18 protein-coding genes are annotated in these 20241 nt (G+C 64.9%); 4 read left to right on the top strand and 14 right to left on the bottom strand.

The features are described from left to right. Window positions 1–146: 146 nt before the first annotated feature. Window positions 147–992 carry a MurR/RpiR family transcriptional regulator gene (locus F6X42_RS19905; RefSeq protein ID WP_187635861.1) on the top strand — a complete coding sequence of 282 codons (846 nt, stop codon included), beginning with the start codon at window positions 147–149 and terminating at the stop codon, window positions 990–992. A gap of 32 nt (window positions 993–1024) precedes the next feature. On the opposite strand, the gene F6X42_RS19900 is transcribed toward F6X42_RS19905, so the two are convergent. The 9 genes from F6X42_RS19900 to F6X42_RS19860 form a co-directional block, all read right to left on the bottom strand. Next, window positions 1025–1441, bottom strand: a complete 417-nt coding sequence (locus tag F6X42_RS19900; RefSeq protein WP_018421800.1) for a CopD family protein — start codon at window positions 1439–1441, stop codon at window positions 1025–1027. Window positions 1442–1511: 70 nt separating this feature from the next. Then, window positions 1512–2783 carry a glutamate-5-semialdehyde dehydrogenase gene (locus tag F6X42_RS19895; RefSeq protein WP_187635860.1) on the bottom strand — a complete coding sequence of 424 codons (1272 nt, stop codon included), beginning with the start codon at window positions 2781–2783 and terminating at the stop codon, window positions 1512–1514. Window positions 2784–3046: 263 nt separating this feature from the next. Next, window positions 3047–4174: a DNA polymerase III subunit delta gene (gene holA / locus F6X42_RS19890; RefSeq protein ID WP_187635859.1), complete on the bottom strand. Its 1128-nt coding sequence runs from the start codon at window positions 4172–4174 to the stop codon at window positions 3047–3049. 54 nt (window positions 4175–4228) lie between these two features. Then, window positions 4229–4780, bottom strand: coding sequence for an LPS-assembly lipoprotein LptE (locus tag F6X42_RS19885; protein WP_187635858.1), 552 nt, complete (start codon window positions 4778–4780; stop codon window positions 4229–4231). A gap of 88 nt (window positions 4781–4868) precedes the next feature. Then, entirely contained in the window at window positions 4869–7460 is a 2592-nt protein-coding gene (gene leuS, locus F6X42_RS19880) for a leucine--tRNA ligase (RefSeq protein ID WP_187635857.1), read from the bottom strand. Between the two features lie 184 nt (window positions 7461–7644). Next, complete coding sequence (locus F6X42_RS19875) at window positions 7645–8076, bottom strand: ExbD/TolR family protein (protein ID WP_187635856.1); 432 nt, start codon at window positions 8074–8076, stop codon at window positions 7645–7647. Between the two features lie 94 nt (window positions 8077–8170). Further along, complete coding sequence (locus tag F6X42_RS19870) at window positions 8171–8890, bottom strand: MotA/TolQ/ExbB proton channel family protein (protein WP_187635855.1); 720 nt, start codon at window positions 8888–8890, stop codon at window positions 8171–8173. Window positions 8891–8968: 78 nt separating this feature from the next. After that, window positions 8969–9766: a 4-hydroxy-tetrahydrodipicolinate reductase gene (gene dapB, locus F6X42_RS19865; RefSeq protein ID WP_187635854.1), complete on the bottom strand. Its 798-nt coding sequence runs from the start codon at window positions 9764–9766 to the stop codon at window positions 8969–8971. A 349-nt stretch (window positions 9767–10115) separates the two neighbouring features. Further along, window positions 10116–10967, bottom strand: a complete 852-nt coding sequence (locus F6X42_RS19860; RefSeq protein WP_187635990.1) for an outer membrane protein assembly factor BamE domain-containing protein — start codon at window positions 10965–10967, stop codon at window positions 10116–10118. Between the two features lie 152 nt (window positions 10968–11119). Between F6X42_RS19860 and fur the strand changes: the two genes are divergently transcribed. Next, window positions 11120–11548 (top strand): ferric iron uptake transcriptional regulator, encoded by a 429-nt coding sequence (gene fur, locus F6X42_RS19855; protein ID WP_027198845.1) that lies wholly within the window; start codon window positions 11120–11122, stop codon window positions 11546–11548. 102 nt (window positions 11549–11650) lie between these two features. On the opposite strand, the gene F6X42_RS19850 is transcribed toward fur, so the two are convergent. From F6X42_RS19850 to F6X42_RS19840, 3 genes are all read right to left on the bottom strand, one after another. Continuing rightward, a complete protein-coding gene (locus tag F6X42_RS19850) occupies window positions 11651–12163 on the bottom strand; it encodes an ureidoglycolate lyase (protein ID WP_187635853.1) in 513 nt (170 codons plus the stop codon). 27 nt (window positions 12164–12190) lie between these two features. After that, window positions 12191–13201, bottom strand: coding sequence for an allantoicase (gene alc / locus F6X42_RS19845; RefSeq protein WP_187635852.1), 1011 nt, complete (start codon window positions 13199–13201; stop codon window positions 12191–12193). Window positions 13202–13333: 132 nt separating this feature from the next. Further along, entirely contained in the window at window positions 13334–14662 is a 1329-nt protein-coding gene (locus tag F6X42_RS19840; RefSeq protein ID WP_187635851.1) for a C4-dicarboxylate transporter DctA, read from the bottom strand. A 234-nt stretch (window positions 14663–14896) separates the two neighbouring features. Here F6X42_RS19840 and F6X42_RS19835 point away from each other — a divergent pair, with 234 nt between their 5' ends. Continuing rightward, a complete protein-coding gene (locus F6X42_RS19835; RefSeq protein ID WP_187635850.1) occupies window positions 14897–15583 on the top strand; it encodes a FadR/GntR family transcriptional regulator in 687 nt (228 codons plus the stop codon). Between the two features lie 69 nt (window positions 15584–15652). On the opposite strand, the gene gap is transcribed toward F6X42_RS19835, so the two are convergent. Together gap and tkt are read right to left on the bottom strand one after the other, a co-directional pair. Continuing rightward, window positions 15653–16663: a type I glyceraldehyde-3-phosphate dehydrogenase gene (gene gap / locus F6X42_RS19830; protein WP_187635849.1), complete on the bottom strand. Its 1011-nt coding sequence runs from the start codon at window positions 16661–16663 to the stop codon at window positions 15653–15655. A gap of 110 nt (window positions 16664–16773) precedes the next feature. Beyond that, on the bottom strand, window positions 16774–18795 hold the full coding sequence (gene tkt, locus F6X42_RS19825; protein ID WP_187635848.1) for a transketolase: 2022 nt from the start codon (window positions 18793–18795) through the stop codon (window positions 16774–16776). Between the two features lie 270 nt (window positions 18796–19065). Between tkt and F6X42_RS19820 the strand changes: the two genes are divergently transcribed. Continuing rightward, entirely contained in the window at window positions 19066–19878 is an 813-nt protein-coding gene (locus tag F6X42_RS19820; RefSeq protein ID WP_312892812.1) for a spermine/spermidine synthase domain-containing protein, read from the top strand. Window positions 19879–20241: the final 363 nt, after the last annotated feature.

The following is a 20241-nucleotide window of genomic DNA, read 5'->3' as shown; positions in this document are numbered from 1 at the left end:
CCCTATCGACGGTGCTTCAACGCTTTGCATCGAAAACTTAGGGAATACACCTACTCATCGATATGTAGTTTTTGTACCTAGCTTTTGTGCGCCAACGACCAATCGGATATAGTCCACACGTTCTTCAGCATAGTGCGAGTTTTCCGATGATGCTGTCTCAAGTGGAAGAGATGCGCGACCAGTTGCGCCCGTCCGAGCGCAAGCTGGCCGATTACGTGATCGAGGCGCCGCGCGAGGTGCTCGATCTGTCGATGACCGAAGTGGCCGCGCGCGCGGGCGTGAGTCAGCCGACCATCGCGCGCTTCTGTCATGCGCTCGGTTTTTCCGGCTTTCGTGAATTCAAGATCCGCCTCGCGCAGGGCATCGCCAGCGAAGTGCCCGCCGTCTATCGCGACGTGCGGCCCGACGAGCCGACGCCGGGCGTCGCCGCGAAAGTGCTCGACCGGACGATCGGCGCGCTGATTCAGGTGCGCAACAATCTGTCGTCGGATAGCGTCGCGGCGGCGATCGACATACTCGCGCAGGCCAAGCGCATCGAGTTCTACGGCGCGGGCGGCTCGGGCATCGCCGCGCTCGACGTGCAGCACAAGTTCTTTCGCCTCGGCATGCCGAGTGTCGCGTATTCGGACCCGCATACGTTTCTGATGTCGGCCGCGCTGCTCGGGCCCGGGGATGTAGTCGTTGCGATCTCCAACACGGGCCGCACGCGCGACATCATCGATGCCGCGAAGGCCGCACTGAACGCGGGCGCAAAGGTGATCGCGATCACGCACGGCAACTCGCCGCTTGCGCGGCTCGCGACCGTGGGCCTCTTTGCGAACGTCGACGAAGACACCGACATTTTTTCGCCGATGACCTCGCGGGTGTCGCATCTGGCGATCGGCGACATTCTGGCGGTCGGCGTCGCGCTGAGCCGCGGGCCCGAACTCGTGGAGAAGCTCGCGCAGACCAAGGAAGTGATTCACCGGCGGCGGGTGGATTCGCAGCGGTGACATGCTGCGCCGCGCTGAACGCCGCCAGCCGCTCAGAACGGCTTGATCACCACCAGCGCGACCGCGGCGAGCATACCGAGCACCGGTAGCTCGTTGAACATCCGATACCACTTGTCCGACCGGCGATTCTCGCCGCGCTCGAACCTGCGCAGCAGCACGCCGCAATACGCGTGATAGATGACGAGCAGCACGACCACGCCGACCTTCGCGTGAATCCAGCCCTGCCCGCTGCCGATGCCGATCACGAGCCACAACCACAGGCCGCACGCGATCGCGGGAACGGCGATGAAGCTCATGAAGCGGAACAGCTTGCGTGCCATCAGCAGAAGACGCGCCGTCGCGGCGGGTTCCGTTTCCATCGCCAGATTGACGAAGATGCGCGGCAGATAGAACAGGCCGGCAAACCAGGAAGCAATCAACACGATGTGAAACGTCTTTACCCAGAGCATCGGCGGGTCCTTGTGGTCCTTGTTGTCCTTGTTGTTATGGCGTTGCTAGTTGCGGCGCTTCGGTTCGTGCTTATTGACGGCCTTCGCCGTGACCGAGCACGACGTACTTCAGCGACGTCAGCCCTTCGAGGCCGACCGGACCGCGCGCGTGCAGCTTGTCGTTCGAAATGCCGATTTCGGCGCCGAGGCCGAACTCGAAGCCGTCCGCGAAACGCGTCGACGCGTTGACCATCACGCTTGCCGAATCGACTTCGCGCAGGAAGCGCATCGCGCGGTCGTGGTCTTCGGTGACGATCGCGTCGGTATGCTGCGAGCTGTATGTGTTGATGTGCTCGATCGCCGCGTCGATGCCGTCGACCACCTTGATCGCGAGCACCGGCGCGAGATATTCGGTGCGCCAGTCTTCCTCGGTCGCATCGACGAGCGGACCGACGCCCGCATCGGCCAGCACCGCGCGCGCCGCCGCATCGACGCGCAGCTCGACGTCCTTGCCGCGGTACAGCTTGCCCAGCGGCGCCAGCACTTCGGCCGCAATGCCGCGCGCGACCAGCAGCGTCTCCATCGTGTTGCAGGTGCCGTAGCGGTGCGTTTTCGCGTTGTCGCAGACGTTCAGCGCCTTCGCCAGGTCCGCGCGATCGTCGACATAGACATGGCAGATGCCGTCGAGGTGCTTGATCATCGGCACGCGCGCTTCGTTCATCAGACGCTCGATCAGACTCTTGCCGCCGCGCGGCACGATCACATCGACGTATTCTGTCATCGTGATCAGCTTGCCGACCGCCGCGCGGTCCGGCGTCGCGACCACCTGCACCGCGTGCTGCGGCAGACCGGCCGCTTCGAGGCCCTCGCCGATCAGCTTCGCGAGCGCGGTATTGCATTCGAGCGCTTCGGAGCCGCCGCGCAAAATCGTCGCGTTGCCGGACTTCAGGCACAGCGCGGCCGCGTCGATCGTCACGTTCGGGCGCGATTCGTAGATGATGCCGATCACGCCGAGCGGCACGCGCATCTGGCCGACCTGGATGCCGCTCGGCCGATACTTCAGATTGCTGATTTCGCCGATCGGATCGGCCAGCGCGGCGACCTGGCGCAGGCCTTCGACCATCGTTTTCAGCGCCTTGTCGGACAGCGTCAAACGGTCGATGAACGCGGCATCGTGGCCCTTGCCGCGGGCGCGTTCGAGGTCGCGCGCATTGGCCGCTTTCAGCAGATCGGCATCGCGCTCGATAGCCTCGGCGACGGCCGCAAGCGCCGCATTCTTCGCGGCGGTCGACGCCCGCGCCATCGCGCGCGAAGCCTGGCGGGCGCGCTGGCCGAGGTCGGTCATGTACTGGTCGATATCCATGGTCAGTCTCGTGATGCCCCCGCACGTTGGCGTGCGGTGGTCGGGCAAGATTAGCGAAAGATCGAACGATTGTAAGTCGGGTACCGGGGCTTTGCTCGCACGCGGGCGGCGGGTGCGCTGTGCTGTCGCCGGTTCGCCGATGCGTTTCGTTCGGCGCGTGGCACGCGAAACGCGCTGGCCTGTATGTGGAACGACTGGCAGTTGGTCCGCGATTGCTCGCGTCAGCCACTGCTTCGACGCTCACGCGAATCAGCTGTGCCGCTTCAGACTGGCCGCCGCGCTGGCGCCGCCGTTAGCGCCCGAGGTCGCGGCGGCGGCACTGGCGACGCTGCCGACGGTTTCGGCGCGGCCACCGTCATGGCGAGTTCGAACAGGCCGTCCCACGGATCGGGCGGCGGATCATTGCGATGATTGCCCGGTGTGCCGCCCGACAACCCCTTCACCTGCCGGTCGAGCCGCGCCGCCAGCGCGAGCGCCTTCTCGAGCGCCGCTTCGCTGACACGCGACAGCGCCGGCCCGATCAGCCGCTCACGCGGACCCCACACGCGGTTCTCGCGCGTGAGCATCGCGAGCGGCTTGCCGGCCGCGACGCCGCGCTTGATCCGCAGTAGCGTGCGCACTTCCTCGACGACGGCCCACAGCACCAGCACCGCGGCCTCGCCTTCGCCGTGCAGCCCGTCGAGCATGCGCGCGAGACGGCCGACATCGCCCGCGAGCATCGCCTCGTTGAGCTTGAAAACGTCGTAACGCGCGACGTTGAGCACCGCGTCCTGCACCTGATCGAAGCTCAGCGAGCCGGCCGGATACAGCAGCCCGAGCTTCTGGATTTCCTGATGCGCGGCGAGCAGATTGCCCTCGACGCGCTCGGCGATGAAGGCGAGCGCACGCCGCCCTTCCTCGCCCGCGGCGACCCGCTGACCCTGGGCCGCGAGCCGCTGCCCGACCCAGTTCGGCAGCTGCGCGCGCTCGACCGGATCGATTTTGAGCGCGGCGCCCGCGTCGGCGAGCGCGGTGAACCATGCCGACTTCTGCGTGGCCGCATCGAGGCGCGGCAGCGTGATCATCGTCAGCACGTCGTCGTTGACGGTCGATGCGAGCGCCTTCAGCGCATCGGCGCCTTCCTTGCCCGGCTTACCCGACGGAATGCGCAACTCGACCAGCTGACGGTCACCGAACAGCGACATCGACTGGCTCGCGCCGAGCAGCGAGCTCCAGTCGAAACCGCGCTCGACCGTGAACACCGAGCGGTCGGTGAAACCGGCCGCGCGCGCCGCCGCGCGGATGCGGTCGCACGCTTCCTGCGCGAGCAGGTGCTCGTCGCCGTACACGACGTACAGCCCGGCGAGGCCTTTGGCAAGATGCGCTTCGAGCGCGTCAGGTCGCAGTTGCATGGCTGGCGGTTGACCGGGTGGATGAGATTCGACGCATCACGAACGGCGCGATGCTCACAGCGGCGGCGGCGGCAACGGCGCGCGCGGCGCGATGGCCGGCACGGCCTCGGCCGGCGTCGGATGCAGCGAGCGCACCACGCCGAGACGGCGGATCAGCTGATCGACCGCGTCGTTTTCCATGTCGGCGAACAGGATGTCGGACTCGGCGGCCTTCGCCTGCGAGAACTGGTCGCTATAGGTCATCGCGCGGTTCAGCGCGATCACGCTGCCCGGAATCAGCACAGTGCCGTCCTTGCCGGTCAGCGTGTAGGTCATCTGCAGGTTCAGCTGATACTCGGCGACGACGCCCAGCGAATTCAGCGTCAACGTGCTGACGTTGCGGTTCTGCGTGATCTGCAGGAGCGCGTCGGCGTTGGCTGGCGAGCTGACCACCACGGTGTCGCTGCCGCCCTGCACCATGCGCGTGAAGCGCGCGACGGCCGCGGGCGAGCCGCCCGCCACGTAGAGGCGCTTGAACGCGTAGTCCTGCTGGCCGCGCAACTGGAAGCCACAGGCCGACAACATCATTACGCTGCAAGCGAGCGTCAAAAACGATCTGCGAGTCACATTCGCTCCTGGTTCGCAGTGGATTCGCGGTGCCGAGGAACGCCGCCGGGCGGGCGGCGCTCCATCTGCCGGATGAAGGCTTGGAACGTCAAACGACCACGTTCACGAGACGGCCCGGCACCACGATGATCTTCTTCGCCGCCTTGCCTTCGCTGAACTTCGCGACCATTTCGTGCGCGGCCGCTTGCTGCTCGATCGCTTCGCGAGACGCGTCCTTCGCGACCGTGATCGCGCCGCGCACCTTGCCGTTCACCTGCAGCACGAGTTCGATCTCGGCCTGTTCGAGCGCCTTCTCGTCGACCTTCGGCCACGGCGCGTCGAGCAGCGGGCCGAATTCCTCCGCGTAGCCGAGCTCCTGCCACAGCTGGAAAGTGAGGTGCGGCACGACCGGGTACAGCACGCGCAGCATCACGCCGTAGGTTTCGCGCAGCACGGCGCTCTGCGCACCCTTCGCGCCGTCGAGCGCGTTGAGCATCTTCATCGCGGCCGACACCACCGTGTTGTACTGCAAACGCTGATAGTCGAAGTCTGCCTGCTTCAGCACGCTGTAGATCTCGCGACGCAGCGTCTTGTCGGCGTCGTTGAGCTGAGCAGCGTCGAACCGCCCGCCCGCGCGCAGCGCGGCTTCGTTCGTGTAGCCGAAGTTCCACACGCGACGCAGGAAGCGGCTCGCGCCTTCGACGCCGGAACCCGACCACTCGAGCTGCTGCTCGGGCGGTGCCGCGAACATCACGAACAGACGCGCGGTGTCCGCGCCATGCTGATCGATCAGCATTTGCGGATCGACACCGTTGTTCTTCGACTTCGACATCTTTTCGACGCCGCCCAGCACGACCGGCTGGCTGTCCGCGTTCAGCACCCCGCCGACCGGACGGCCCTTGTCGTCGAACGACACGGTGACGTCAGCCGGGTTGTACCAGGTCTTCTTGCCCGCTTCGTTTTCGCGGTAGTAGGTTTCGTTGAGCACCATGCCCTGCGTGAGCAGGTTTTTGGCCGGCTCGCCGAACTTCACGAGACCGAGGTCGCGCATCACCTTCGCCCAGAAGCGCGAGTACAGCAGGTGCAGGATCGCGTGCTCGATGCCGCCGATGTACTGATCCATCGGCGCCCAGTAGTCGGTGCGCTCGTCGACCATCGTCTTCGCATCTGGCGACGCGTAGCGGTAGAAGTACCACGACGAATCGACGAAGGTGTCCATCGTGTCGGTTTCGCGCTTCGCCGCGCCGCCGCAGTTCGGGCACGTGCAGTTCAGGAACGCCCCGGACTTCGCGAGCGGATTGCCCGTGCCGTCCGGCACGAGGTCTTCCGGCAACACGACCGGCAGATCCTTTTCCGGCACCGGCACGTCGCCGCACTTCGGGCAGTGGATGATCGGAATCGGCGTGCCCCAATAACGCTGGCGCGACACGCCCCAGTCACGCAGGCGCCACGTGATCTGCTTGTCGCCGAGGCCCAGTTCCTTGAGATCGGCGGCGATGCAGTCTACTGCTTCGTCGTACGCGAGGCCGTCGTACTTGCCGCTGTTCACCAGCGTGCCGGCCTTCTCGCCGTACCACTCCGCCCAGGCCTGCGTCGAAAATTCCTTGCCTTCGACCGCCACCACCTGCTTGACCGGCAGACCGTACTTCTTCACGAACGCGAAATCGCGTTCGTCGTGCGCCGGCACGCCCATCACCGCGCCTTCGCCGTAACTCATCAGCACGTAGTTGCCGATCCACACCTCGACCTTCTCTCGCGTCAACGGATGCGTGACGTAGAAGCCGGTGGCCATGCCTTTCTTTTCCATCGTCGCGACGTCGGCTTCGGCGACGCCGCCGCGCTTGCATTCGTCGATGAACGCCTGCAGTTCCGGCTTGTCTTGCACGAGACGCGTGGCGAGCGGATGCTCGGCGGCGATCGCGCAGAACGTGACGCCCATGATCGTGTCGGCGCGCGTCGTGAACACGCGCAGCAGCTTCTGTTCGCCGTCGATTTCGTACGGGAAGCCGAAGTTCACGCCGAAGCTCTTGCCGATCCAGTTCTGCTGCATGATCTTCACGCGCTCGGGCCAGCCGAGACCTTCGAGATCGTTCAACAGTTCATCCGCGTACTGCGTGATGCGCATGTAGTACATCGGGATTTCGCGCTTTTCGACGAGCGCGCCGGAGCGCCAGCCGCGCCCGTCGATCACCTGCTCGTTCGCGAGCACGGTCTGGTCGACCGGGTCCCAGTTCACGGTGCCGGTTTTCTTGTACGCGATGCCTTTTTCGAGCATCTTCAGAAACAGCCACTGGTTCCACTTGTAGTAGTCGGGACTGCACGTCGCGACTTCGCGCGACCAGTCGATCGCGAGGCCCATCGACTGCATCTGCTTCTTCATGTAAGCGATGTTGTCGTAGGTCCACTTCGCGGGCGGCACGTTGTTGGCCATCGCGGCATTTTCCGCCGGCATGCCGAAGGCGTCCCAACCCATCGGCATCAACACGTTGTAGCCATTCATCCGCAGATAGCGGTACATCACGTCGTTGATCGTGTAGTTGCGCACGTGCCCCATGTGCAGCTTGCCCGACGGATACGGCAGCATCGAAACGCAGTAGAACTTGGGTTTTTCGGTGGTTTCCGTCGTCTGATAGGCGTCGATGGCGCGCCATTGCCCTTGCGCGGCGGCTTCGACGTCGGAGGGAACGTATTTTTCGTGCATGGTGTGATGGGATCGCTAGGTTCGGTGCTTTCGCACCGGCCTGGTGCTCTGCAGAATGTCGTTGCATCGTTTCCCCTTCGGCGGGGAAAGGGCTGATTATACCGTTCGCGGACGGGTGCGCCGCGCGGCGTAGTGCGGCGCTGGGTAGGCCAGATTCGTGAGCGCGGTGCACGCCCGGCGGCGCTCAGTGCTGCGCGGCGGGCGGCGGCGGGTCCGTCACGAAGCCGATCCGCTCGAGCCCCGCCTGCTTCGCGGCGCCCATCACCTGCGCGATCACTTCGTAGCGCGTCGAGCGCTCCGCGCGCAGCTGGATGTCGGGCTGGTCCGCCTGCTTGCCGGCTTCGGCGAATTGCGCGCGCATCTGCGCGAGCGTGATCGGCTTGCCGTTCCAGTAGAGCCGGCCGGCGCCGTCGATGGAAAGCGAGATGGTTTGCGGGGTCTGGCGCGAGGGCGCCGCCGCGACCTTCGGCAGATCGAGCCGAATCGCGTGCGAGAACAGCGGCGCGGTAATGATGAAGATCACCAGCAGCACCAGCATCACGTCGATCAGCGGCGTCATGTTGATTTCGGCCATCGGCGCGGCCGTCTGCTTCTTCTCGAGTCCGCCGAATGCCATGTCCCGTCCTTACGTCTGAGCTTGCCTGTGCGATGAGCGGTGTGCCGTGTGTCGGGGTGTGTCGCGATGCGCCGAGCCTGCCGTGCGTGACACGTCAGCGGTGCGCCTCGTGCGCCGCCTGCTGCGCGCGCGGCGCCGTCGGCGCGTGTTCGGCCGGGGCGCAGACGTACGCATGCAGATCGTGGGCGAAGCCGTCCAGTTCCTCGGACAATTGCCGCACGAGGCGGCCCAGTACGTTGTACGCGAGCACCGCTGGAATCGCGACCACCAGACCGAATGCCGTCATGATCAGCGCCTCGCCGACCGGTCCCGCGACGTTCTCGATCTGCGCCTGCCCGCTCGCCGCGATGCTGCCGAGCGCGTGATAGATACCCCACACGGTGCCGAGCAGACCGACGAACGGCGCGGTGCTGCCAACCGACGCAAGCAGCACCTGACCGAACTCGAGCCGCCGCTGCGACGCGTTGAGCGCCTGACGCAGCGCGCGCAGCACCCGTTCACTGCGCTCGACGCGCGCGAGCAGCGCGCCTGGAATGTCGACCTCGGCCGCATTGAGCGCCGCTTCGGCGAGCGGCGCGAACACGCGCTCGCGGTCGATACGGCGCAGTACGGCGACGCCTTCGGCGAGCGTCGGCGCCTGCCAGAAGCGCGCGATCGCCCGCGTGGACTGGCGCTTCGCGCGCGTCAGAATCCAGCTTTTGACGATCAGAAAGCACCAGCTCGCAATCGACATGGCCAGCAGCACATAGGCGACGCCATGCGTGATCGCGTCACTCGTTTGCAGGTAATGGATGATTCCGCTGCTGCCTGCCATCTGACCTCGCCGTGGGAAAGTGACTTCGGGAGGGCGCGCTCAGGATGCGCCGCCCCGCCTATGCGCAACGGGCCTTGCTCAACGCAGTCCGAGCACGTCCTGCATGTCGAAGAAGCCGTTGTCGTGGCCTTCGAGGAAGCGTACAGCACGAAGCGCACCTTGTGCATATGACAGCCGGCTCGCCGATTTGTGCGTGATCTCGATGCGCTCGCCGATGCCCGCGAACAGCACCGTATGATCGCCGACGATGTCGCCGCCGCGAATCGCCGAAAAGCCGATCGTCGACGGATCGCGCTCTCCGGTCACGCCTTCGCGGCCGTAGACCGCGCAGTCGTCGAGATTACGGCCGAGCGCGTTGGCGATCACTTCGCCCATCGTCAGCGCGGTGCCGGACGGCGCGTCGACCTTGTGACGATGATGCGCCTCGATGATCTCGATGTCGTAGCCGGTCGAAAAGTGCCGCGCCGCGTATTCGAGCAGCTTCAGCGTGACGTTCACGCCGACGCTCATGTTCGACGCGAACACGATGCCGATCTTCTGCGCCGCCGCGCGCATCTGCGATTTTTGCGCGTTGTCGAAGCCGGTCGTGCCGATCACCATTTTCACGTCGTGGCGCTGCGCAGCCTCGAGATGCGCGAGCGTCGCGTCGGGGCGCGTGAAGTCGATCAGGTAGTCGGATTCGGCGAACACACGCTCGATGTCGTCGGACAGCGGCACGCCGGTCTGTTTGCCGAGGAATGCGCCGGCGTCCTGACCGAGCTGCGCCGCACCCGTGCGGCACAGCGCGCCGGACAGCGTCGCGTCGGCATCGTTGAGGACGGTTTCGATCAGCATGGGGCCCATACGGCCCGATGCGCCTGCAATGGCAATTTTCATGACGATGAGGATTCGAAAAGAGTCGACCGGGATGGAGCCCGGCAAACGCGGCCCGGCGAATGCACCGACCAGTGTGCCGGGGAATGCGTCCCGTCGATATAGGGACAAGCGGCGGCGGGCGGCAAAATCCGGCGGCAAAACCAGCCGGCTCGCTCCCGGAGCCGATGTGGGCGGCCGCCCGTGATGGCTCGCTCAGGTGTGCGACTGAAGCGCTGCGGCGGCCCACTGCGGCAACACATCAAGCGGCCCAGGCAGCGCATTTCCGGCCTCACCTGGCGCCGGACAAACCCACAACCGGCGGGCGCCGCACACGTGGCGCGCAGCCGGCCTCACAGCCCCGACATGCAGATCAGTTGCTCGTTCCCGACGTCGACGGCGAGCCGTTCGGCGTCGCGTTGCCGCTGCTTTGCGAGCCCGTCGGTCCGACCGGGTTGCTCTCGTTGTCCGGAGCCGGCGGCGGAGGACGCTTGAACTGGAACTGCGGCTGGCCACCGGACGTCGGACCTTGAGTCGGAATTCCGCCGGCGTTCGCTCTCGGCACGCCCGAACGCACGGACGGCGCGCCCTTCGAGGTCGACACCGCGCTCGTCGCGCGATTGGCGGCCTGGGCGGCTTCCGCGTTGGCGTCCATGGACGGCGTCGCGGCCTGCTGCGCGCCTTCGACCGACGGCGAGCGCGTCGTATCCACCGTGGCCGGGGCCGCGGCGGCAGCGGCTGCGCTGGCGGCGGCTGCGTCGCTGGCGGCCACGGCGTGGGCGGCCTCGGCCGCGCTCGCCGCGCGCGGCGGCGTCGCGTTCGGGCGGCGGCCACTACGGTCGCCGTCGATTTCAGCCAGCAATTCGAGATTGGTCGGCAGATCCTCGCCGCCCGTCCAGTGGGTCACGATGTCACCCGAGAAGAACACGACGAAGTCGCGCTGCTGAACGATCGACGTGTTGCCGCGCTTGAAATAGAACACGTAATCCCAGCGATCCGCGTGGAACATGTCAGTCAACAGCGGCGTGCCGAGCACCTGGCGCACCTGCGCGCGCGTCATGCCGACCTTCATCTGGTCGGCCATTTCCTGCGACACGAAGTTACCTTGCACGACCGTAATCCGATACGGCGTAATGCGTTGGGCAACGCGCTGCGTCAGGCTGTCGTACGTGGAACATCCGGCAAGAACCGCGACAGTCGCAACAGCGATCAAGGTACCCCGCATGCGGCTCCCCCGGTAGATCAATTGAGATTTAGAAATCATTTCACTCACCGTGCGGGCCCGCTTGCGGGCCACGCTCATTCCATCGAAAATGACCTGAACGGCAAAACACATTACTATGAGAGCCCAGCATTGTACTCTAGGGATCCCTTGTCATGACCAATCCAACCGATCTCAAGAATATCGGGCTCAAGGCGACCCTTCCGCGCCTCAAAATCCTTGAGATTTTCCAGCATAGCCCGGTGCGTCACCTGACCGCCGAAGACGTATACCGCAACCTGCTGCACGAGGAACTCGATATCGGTCTCGCCACCGTGTATCGCGTGCTGACGCAATTCGAGCAGGCCGGCCTGCTGTCGCGCAGCAATTTCGAATCGGGCAAGGCGGTGTTCGAGCTGAACGAAGGGACGCACCACGACCATCTGGTGTGCCTCGATTGCGGGCTGGTCGAAGAATTTTTCGACCCCGAGATCGAAAGCCGACAGCAGTCCATTGCCAAGGCACGCGGCTTCAAGCTGCAGGAACACGCGCTGGCACTGTATGGGGCGTGCACGAAGGAGAATTGCCCGCATCGCAAGCACTGATGCGTGGCGGGTCGCATCGGAGCATGCGGCCTGGCAAGTCGGAAAAGACCCGGCCGATGAGGATCGTCCGGGTCTTTTTAATTCAGGCGGCCGCACGCACCGCTAGCCGATCAACTCCACGCGCGGCTCGAATGCAAGCCGCCACGGCTCGGCCAACTGCAGTTCGTCGCAATTCGGCGTGTCGCCGCCGCGATCGACGACGATGAAATCGCTGACCTGATCCAACGCGAGCAGCGGATGGTGCCAGACCCCTTTCGCGTAATTGACGCCCTGCCACGCGTTAGTCCAGAACGCGCGCATCCGTGCGGGATCGAACTCGCCGGCCGGCGCGACCACCACCAGGTAGCGGCCCGCGCGTAATGGAATGAAAGCCTGACTGCCGAGCGGATGCCGCTCCATCATCGTGATCTCGACGGGCAGCGCGCGCGGCTGCGCGCGAAACAGGTTGACGAGCGGCCGGCCGCCCTGCTCCACCACGTCGACGTGCGCCAGGTCGTGATAACGCTCGGTCGTACCGCCGTTGATCGGAAAATGACGCGCGCCCTCGAGTTCGAGCACGTCGCCAAACGGCGCGAACGCCGCGCGCGTCAGGCGTTCCATCTGCAGGCTCTTCATGCGTGCCGCTCCATTACGTTGCATGCGTTAAACGATCTCGCCCAACAGACGCAGGCGCGACACGCCGCCGTCCGGGAAGATGTTGAAGCGCACGTGCGTGACCGGCCCGAGCGAGCCGATATCGTCCGTGAACGTGTGCACGTGGTCCATCTGCAGCTTCTGTTCGCCGAGCAGCACCGGCCAGAACATCGCCTGCGTGACGAGGGAATCGTCGGTGCCACCGGTCACCGATGCCGCCTGCAGCGAACAGCGGTCCGGGAAGTTGCCCTTGAAGTGCGCGGTGTCCACTTCGATCTTGCGGATCACGCCGGGCCGCGCCAGCGCGACGATCGCCCAGTCGTTGCCCGGCTCGCGACGCCGCCGCGTTTCCCAGCCGTCGCCCATGTTCACGCCACGCCCCGGCATCAGCATCTGCGAGGCCGGACCGAAATGCTGGTTGTTCGCGGCGACGAGGTACGCGCCGTTTTCGATCGCGGCGAGATCGAGCAACGTGCCGCGCTCGACGCGGCCCCAATCGCACTGCGGCTGGCCGTACACGCGCAATCGCGCGAGCCCGCCGTCCGGATAAAGATTCACGCGCAGATGGGTGACTGGGCGCGCGTCTTTCACCTCGACGTAATGATGCTGGTTGCCCTGTAGCGTCGTGGCCGGCACCAGCGGCTGCCAGTCGGCGTGATCGGGCGGCACATCGGCGTCGCTATGGCAGGCGTCGATCGACGCGGCCGGCGGGAAATTGCCGGTGAAGTGGTTCGTATCGAGATCGACGCCATGCACGACGCCCGGCCGCGCGAGGCGGATCACGCAATAGTCGTGGCCGGTCGTGCGCTTGCGACGCGTTTCCCAGCCGTCCATCCACTTGCCGTGGTCGTCGTATTTGCCGGGGATGAACACCGCCGGCTGCGGCTCGAGCATGCGCTCTTTCGGCGCGAAGAATTCGTCGCTGGCGAACAGCGCTTTCGCGCCGAGGCGCGGATCGGCGAGGTTCATGTAGCGGCGTGTGAAGGCGGGAGCGTTCGGGTCGAGGATCGGATTGGCCATGATGTCGGTCAGTGTCGAAGAGGTCAGAAACAGCCGATGGCGCCACGGCATCCGTCGGCTTGGGAAAAGAGCTCGAGAGCTGTCTGAAACGATGCCGGTTGGTCCAGTCAGACCAGAACCGGCGCACCGCGATCAGACTGCGGGCGCGTGTTCGGCCGCAGCCGGCTCGACGGGCGTGTCGTCGACGGCGGGCACGTAGCGCAGCGCCGCGTCGCGATTCAGCACGCGATGCGCGCGCGCCTTGTCGAGATCGTTTTCCCACACGGCGACCACCACGGTGGCGACGCAGTTGCCGATCAGGTTGGTCAGCGCACGCGCGATGCCGACGAACCAGTCGACCGGCAGGATCAGCACGAGACCGAGCACCGGGATCGCGGGAATAGCGGAGAGCGTCGCCGCGAGAATCACGATCGCCGAGCCCGGAATGCCGTGCGCACCCTTCGACGTCACCAGCGACACCAGCACGACGACGATCAGGTCATGGATCGACAGCGGCGTGTTGGTCGCCTGCGCGATGAAGAGGACCGCGAGCGTCAGGTAGATCGAGAAACCGTCGAGGTTGAACGAGTAGCCGGTCGGAATCACGAGGCCGACCGTCGAATCCTTGACGCCCATCCATTCGAGCTTGCGCATGATCTGCGGCAGCACGGCGTCGGACGACGCGGTGCCGAGCACGATCGACAGTTCCTCGCGCAGATAGCCGATCAGCTTGAAGATGCTGAAGCCGGCGAGCCGCATCACCGCGCCGAGCACGACCACGACGAACACCGCGCAGCTTGCGTAGAACACCAGCACGAGCATGCCGAGCTGTTTCAATGACTCGACGCCGTAGGTCCCGGTCGTGAACGCGATCGCGCCGAGCACGCCGAGCGGCGCGAGCTTGATGATGAAGCCCATCACGCGGAAGAACACCTGCGCCAGTTCATCGATCAGCCCGCTCACGCGCTGCGCGCGCTTGCCGAGCAGCGACAGCGCCGAGCCGAACAGCACCGAGAACACGAGGATCTGCAGGATGTCGCCGGTCGCGAACGCATTGATCGCCGTCTCGGGGATGATCTTCAGCAGGAAGCCCGCAGTGTCTTTCAGGCTTTTCGCGTGCTCGGTGTAGGTCGCGAGCGACGCCGCATCGAGCGAATTCAGATTCACGTTCATGCCGGCGCCCGGACGCGTCGCGTAAGCGAGCAGCGCGCCGATCAGGAGCGCGATCGTCGTCATCGCCTCGAAGTAGACCACCGCCTTCAGGCCGACGCGGCCGACCTTGCGCAGATCGCCCGCGTGCGCCATGCCGCTCACCACCACGCAGAACACGATCGGCCCGATCACCATCTTGATCAGTTTCAGAAAGCCGTCGCCAAGCGGCCGCAGCGACTGCGCGAAATGCGGAAACACGGCACCGAGCACGATGCCCACGACGAGCGCTATCACGACCCGGCCAAATAGCGAATTGAAGAATTTCAACACGGCTTCCTCCTGCGGATGGTTGTCTCGGTGACTCTGTTCAGACTGGTCCGACCAGCACTGTTATGGCGAATAGTAGGAAGCCGATATACTCCCGTCAAGAACTCGTCGAACAGTGTTTACCCGTTGTTTTTTCTCCGCGATTTCGGGTCGGATTCGGGAGTCGGGCGCCGTGCGGCACGTCTTCGACGAGCACGTATTAGAATTGCGGTCAGACCACGCTACGAGTGAGCCGTCATGAAAAACGTCCCGCACACCGTCACCGACGCGGCCATCGCGACCATCCGTGAACGCATCGAAGCGGGCGTCTATCCGGTGGGCAGCCTGCTGCCGGCGCAGCGCCAGCTGTCCGATGAACTGTCGATCAGCCGCGCGTCGCTGCGTGAGGCGCTGTCCACGCTCGAGGCGCTCGGCCTGCTCGTGATCCGCCCCGGCAAGGGCGTGTACGTGGAAAGCGCGCAGGCGAAAAACGCGCAGGCGTGGCGCTTCGCCGAACAGTCGTCGCTGCCCGACACCTATCAGATGCGCTATGCGCTCGAAGGCTTCGTCGCGCGCATGGCGGCGCTCGCGGTCAGCAACGATGACCTCGCGTGGCTCGAGGAGAACATCACCGCGATGCAAAGCGCGCTCGCCTGCGAGGAACTCGACGAAGCGGCGCGGTTCGATTACGCGTTCCATATGCGCATCGTCAGCATCGCCGGCAATGCGGCGATCGAGTCGATCCTGCGCAGCAGCGCCGAGATCATGCAGGAAAGCCAGCGCATGCCGTTCTACCGGCGCGAGCGGGTGCTGTCCACGTACACCGAGCATCGCGCGATTCTCGACGCGTTGAAGGCCCGCGATTCGCTCGCCGCAGGCAAGGCAATCGAGACGCACATCGCGAACGCCGCACAGCGCGCCGGCGTCTATTTCCCGACGCCGTAGGCGGTAAAAACCGCAGACAAAAAAAGCCGCTCCGAGGAGCGGCTTTTCATGTAGCGTGAAACCCGAAACTTACTTCGCGTTCGCGAGCGCGACAGCCGTGTCCAGCATGCGGTTCGAAAAGCCCCACTCGTTGTCGTACCAGCTCGACACCTTCACGAGACGGCCCGACACCTTCGTCAGCGTCGCGTCGAACGTCGACGAAGCCGGGTTGTGGTTGAAGTCGATCGACACGAGCGGTGCGTCGTTGTAGCCGAGGATACCCTTCAGCGCGCCTTCCGACGCTTCCTTCATGATCGCGTTGACTTCATCGACCGTCGTATCGCGCGCGGCGATGAAGGACAGGTCGACGACCGACACGTTGATCGTCGGGACGCGGATTGCGTAGCCGTCGAGCTTGCCGTTCAGCTCGGGCAGCACGAGGCCGACCGCCGATGCCGCACCGGTCTTGGTCGGGATCTGGCTATGCGTAGCCGAACGCGCGCGGCGCAGGTCTTCGTGGTACACGTCGGTCAGAACCTGGTCGTTCGTGTACGCGTGGATCGTCGTCATCAGGCCGTTCACGAGACCGATCTTGTCGTTCAGCGGCTTGACCAGCGGTGCGAGGCAGTTGGTCGTGCACGATGCGTTCGAGATGACGGTGTCCGAAGCCTTCAGCACGTTGTGGTTCACGCCGTAGACGACGGTCGCGTCGACGTCCTTGCCGCCCGGCGCCGAGATGATGACCTTCTTCGCGCCGCCCTTGATGTGCGCGCTCGCCTTTTCCTTTGTCGTGAAAAAGCCCGTGCACTCCATCACGACGTCGACACCGAGTTCGCCCCACGGCAGTTCGGCCGGGTTGCGGATCGCCAGAACGCGGATCTTGTCGCCGTTCACGACGAGGTAGTCGCCGTCCACCGACACGTCGCCCGGGAACTTGCCGTGCGCGGTGTCGTACTGCGTCAGGTGGGCGTTGGTCTTAGCATCGCCCAGATCGTTGACGGCGACGATTTCGATATCGTGCTTCTTGCCGTTTTCATAGAAGGCGCGCAGGGTGTTGCGGCCGATCCGGCCGTAGCCGTTGATTGCGACGCGAATCGTCATGATTTATCTCCTGATGGCTAAAAAATCCGTTCATGTTCCGCTGGTCCGACATCCGGTTCGGTGCGCTGCCGCGCAGCCACGAGGGGCGCGACGGCAACGCGACGCAACCATCAGCCGAGCGCGGCCTTGACCGTCGCCACGACGTGCTCGACGGTGAAACCGAAATGCTTGAACAGCACACCTGCCGGGGCCGATTCGCCGAACGTATCGATGCCGACCACGCCGCCTTCCAGACCCACGTACTTGCGCCAGAAATCCGACACGCCCGCTTCGATCGCGACGCGGCGCACACCGTGCGGCAGCACACGCTCGCGGTAGTCGGCGTCCTGCCTGTCGAACACGGTCGTCGACGGAATCGACACGACGCGTGCCGCGATGCCTTCGCGCGCGAGCGGCTCGACGGCCTTCATCGCGAGTTCGACTTCGGAGCCCGTCGCGATCAGGATGATCTTACGCGCGACGATCTCTTCATCCCAATCGCGCAGCACGTAACCGCCCTTGTCGATATTAGCGATCTGCGCGTCGGTGCGTTCGTTGAACGCCAGGTTCTGGCGGCTGAAGATCAGGCACGACGGACCTTCATGCTCGATCGCATGGGTCCAGGCCACCGCGGTTTCGACCGTGTCGGCCGGGCGCCACGTTTGCAGATTCGGGATCAGGCGCAGGCTCGCGACGTGTTCGATCGACTGGTGGGTCGGGCCGTCTTCGCCGAGACCGATCGAGTCGTGCGTGAATACGAAGATCGACGGCGACTTCATCAGCGCGGCAACGCGCAGCGCGTTGCGGCTGTAGTCGGAGAACGTCAGGAACGTGCCGCCGAATGCCTTGAAGCCGCCATGCAGCGCGAGGCCGTTGATCGCGGCGCTCATGCCGAATTCACGCACGCCGTAGTTCACGTAGTTACCGGCGGCACGGCCTTCGGCGTTCACGCGCACGGGCTTCGCGGCCTTCCAGTTGGTCAGGTTCGAGCCGGTCAGGTCGGCAGAGCCGCCGAGCAGTTCGGGCAGCACGGCCGACAGGCCTTCGATGGCCTGCTGCGATGCCTTCCGCGTGGCGACCGTTTCCGCGCGTTCGTTCGCGCCAGCGATGATCGCGTGAGCTTTGTCCTTCCAGTCCGCCGGCAGCTGCTTCGCGCTGCGGCGCTTGAATTCGGCCGCTTCCTGCGGATACTTCGCCGCGTAGGCCACGAACGCCTCGTCCCAGTCCGCTTCGAAGCGCGCACCCGCTTCTTTCGCGTCCCATGCCGCGTAGACTTCCTGCGGAATCACGAACGGCTCCCAGTTCCAGCCGATCGCTTCGCGCGTCGCCGCGATTTCCTTGTCGCCAAGCGGCGCGCCGTGCGAATCGTGCGAGCCCGCCTTGGTCGGCGCGCCTTCACCGATCACGGTCTTGCAGCAGATCAGCGTCGGCTTGTCCGACTGCTTCGCCTGTTTGATCGCCGCGTCGACCGCGTCGACGTCGTGGCCAACCACGTTCGGGATCACGTGCCAGCCGTACGCTTCGAAGCGCTTCGGCGTGTCGTCGTGGAACCAGTGCACCACTTCGCCGTCGATCGAGATGCCGTTGTCGTCGTAGAACGCGATCAGCTTGTTCAGCTTCAGCACGCCCGCGAGCGAGCACGCTTCGTGCGAGATGCCTTCCATCAGGCAGCCGTCGCCGACGAACACGTACGTGTGGTGATCGACGATCTTCGCGTCGGGCTTGTTGAATTCGGTGGCGAGCAGCGACTCGGCGAGCGCCATGCCGACCGCGTTCGCGAGACCCTGGCCGAGCGGGCCGGTGGTCGTCTCGACGCCCGGCGTGATGCCGTATTCCGGATGACCCGGTGTCTTCGAATGGAGCTGGCGGAAGTTCTTCAACTCCTCCATCGGCAGATCGTAGCCGGTCAGATGCAGCAGCGAGTACAGCAGCATCGAGCCGTGACCGTTCGACAGCACGAAGCGGTCGCGATCGGCCCATTGCGGGTTCTTCGGGTTATGGCGCAGATGGCGCGACCACAGGGCGACGCCGATTTCGGCCATGCCCATCGGCATGCCGGGGTGGCCGGAGTTCGCCTTTTGAACGGCGTCCATGGACAACGCGCGGATCGCGTTAGCCATCAGGGAGGTGGGTGCGGGAGACGGGGTCGTCATGTCGAGTCCGGAGACAGAGTCAGAAAGCGGTGGCGCGCTTGTGGCCCGGAAGCTCGGCGGTCAGTTCGCTACGGCGCACGATGCGGCGCCAGGAGACGCGAAACGGGCAGAGCAAGCGGACAAGGCTGAAAGCGTTACATTCTAGCAGAAGGTCAACCCCTAGCCGGCCCCAAAGCCGACTGGCCGCGTGGTTCAACGCACACCACCACGCGACGGCATTTACAATTCGAGCAGCTGTTTCCGCCACGCTGCCGATCGAGCCCGTCCGCCGTGAACGCCCCCCTGTTGTTCCAGCCTTGTCCCGACGCCGTCTACGGCTTTCCTCACGCGCGCCTCGTCGAGCGTGTCGAGTCGCGTCATCAGACGATCGAGATCTGGGACACGCCGCAACTTGGCGCCCTGTTCACGCTCGACGGCCGGCCGATGACGTCCGCCGGCGACGAGTTCATCTATCACGAATGCATGGTGCATCCGGCCGCGCTCGCGCATCCGGCAGCGCGCGCGGCGCTGGTGCTCGGCGGTGGCGATGGCGGGGCCGCGAGGCAACTGCTCAGGCATCCGGGCATCGAACGGATCGTCGTCGCGGAACTCGATGCCGAGGTCGTGCGGCTCACACGCGAACATTTGCCACACGTGCATGGCGGCGCGTTCGACGATCCACGCGTCGAGCTCGTGATCGGCGATGCGGCGGATTATGTCGCGGCGGCGGCCGGCGCGACGCACGGTGCGATGCGTGTGCCGGCCGTGCAGTTCGACCTCGTCGTATTCGACCTGACGCCACCCGACTCGCCCGCGGCCGGCCTGTACACACCGGCCTTCTACGCGCAGTTAAAGCGCGTGCTGCGCGCCGACGCGCTGCTATCGCTGCATCTCGGCTCGCCGTACTACCACGCGCCGCGCATCGCCGCGCTGCTCGACGATCTGTGCGCCGCGTTCGCACAGGTGCGCACACTGAGCACCTTCGTGCCGCTCTACGGCTCGCTGTGGATGATGGCTTCTATGAGCAGAAAGTTGTCAAGGCCATTTGCGAACTGGCTTACAAAGGATGGGTCAAGTCTCTTTCTCCTCGCTGCAAAGTGGTGACATGCTGGCGTATGGCGGCAAGCGCGAGTGATGGCGCTCGCCGCCATACAAGTCGCATTTTCGCGGCATAGTCCGGCGGATTCCCACCGCCCTCAACTTCAACCATGGCTACAGTCCGGTCAACGTCGTTAGCCTGAAGCCGCTTATCGCGCGCGTAAGACAGCAACGTCTCACCAACTTCTTCTATGAAGGGTAAGTAATTGTCAAGGCCCGGTTTGCACAGATCCCTCCTGAGACTTCTATGAAGGGTAAGTAATTGTCAAGGCCCGGTTTGCACAGATCCCTCCTGAGACGTCATCAAGTTTACGAGGTCCCTTGTCAGGAAAGCGCGTAGCAAGCGTCAAGGGCAGGCGAAGCCTGGCG

Source organism: Paraburkholderia podalyriae (genome assembly GCF_014397785.1).
In the GTDB taxonomy this organism is placed as follows: Bacteria; Pseudomonadota; Gammaproteobacteria; order Burkholderiales; family Burkholderiaceae; genus Paraburkholderia; species Paraburkholderia podalyriae.
The sequence above is the reverse complement of the archived record's forward strand: the minus strand, read 5'-3'. Positions and strand labels throughout refer to the sequence as shown.

Coding starts and splice junctions, on each gene's coding strand:
- dapB (WP_187635854.1), bottom strand. CDS start 9,766: ATGAAAATTGCCATTGCAGGCGCATCGGGCCGTATGGGCCCCATGCTG.
- fur (WP_027198845.1), top strand. CDS start 11,120: ATGACCAATCCAACCGATCTCAAGAATATCGGGCTCAAGGCGACCCTT.
- F6X42_RS19835 (WP_187635850.1), top strand. CDS start 14,897: ATGAAAAACGTCCCGCACACCGTCACCGACGCGGCCATCGCGACCATC.
- F6X42_RS19860 (WP_187635990.1), bottom strand. CDS start 10,967: ATGCGGGGTACCTTGATCGCTGTTGCGACTGTCGCGGTTCTTGCCGGA.
- F6X42_RS19870 (WP_187635855.1), bottom strand. CDS start 8,890: ATGGCAGGCAGCAGCGGAATCATCCATTACCTGCAAACGAGTGACGCG.
- tkt (WP_187635848.1), bottom strand. CDS start 18,795: ATGACGACCCCGTCTCCCGCACCCACCTCCCTGATGGCTAACGCGATC.
- F6X42_RS19905 (WP_187635861.1), top strand. CDS start 147: ATGATGCTGTCTCAAGTGGAAGAGATGCGCGACCAGTTGCGCCCGTCC.
- alc (WP_187635852.1), bottom strand. CDS start 13,201: ATGGCCAATCCGATCCTCGACCCGAACGCTCCCGCCTTCACACGCCGC.
- F6X42_RS19875 (WP_187635856.1), bottom strand. CDS start 8,076: ATGGCATTCGGCGGACTCGAGAAGAAGCAGACGGCCGCGCCGATGGCC.
- F6X42_RS19895 (WP_187635860.1), bottom strand. CDS start 2,783: ATGGATATCGACCAGTACATGACCGACCTCGGCCAGCGCGCCCGCCAG.
- gap (WP_187635849.1), bottom strand. CDS start 16,663: ATGACGATTCGCGTCGCAATCAACGGCTACGGCCGGATCGGCCGCAAC.
- F6X42_RS19850 (WP_187635853.1), bottom strand. CDS start 12,163: ATGAAGAGCCTGCAGATGGAACGCCTGACGCGCGCGGCGTTCGCGCCG.
- holA (WP_187635859.1), bottom strand. CDS start 4,174: ATGCAACTGCGACCTGACGCGCTCGAAGCGCATCTTGCCAAAGGCCTC.
- leuS (WP_187635857.1), bottom strand. CDS start 7,460: ATGCACGAAAAATACGTTCCCTCCGACGTCGAAGCCGCCGCGCAAGGG.
- F6X42_RS19900 (WP_018421800.1), bottom strand. CDS start 1,441: ATGCTCTGGGTAAAGACGTTTCACATCGTGTTGATTGCTTCCTGGTTT.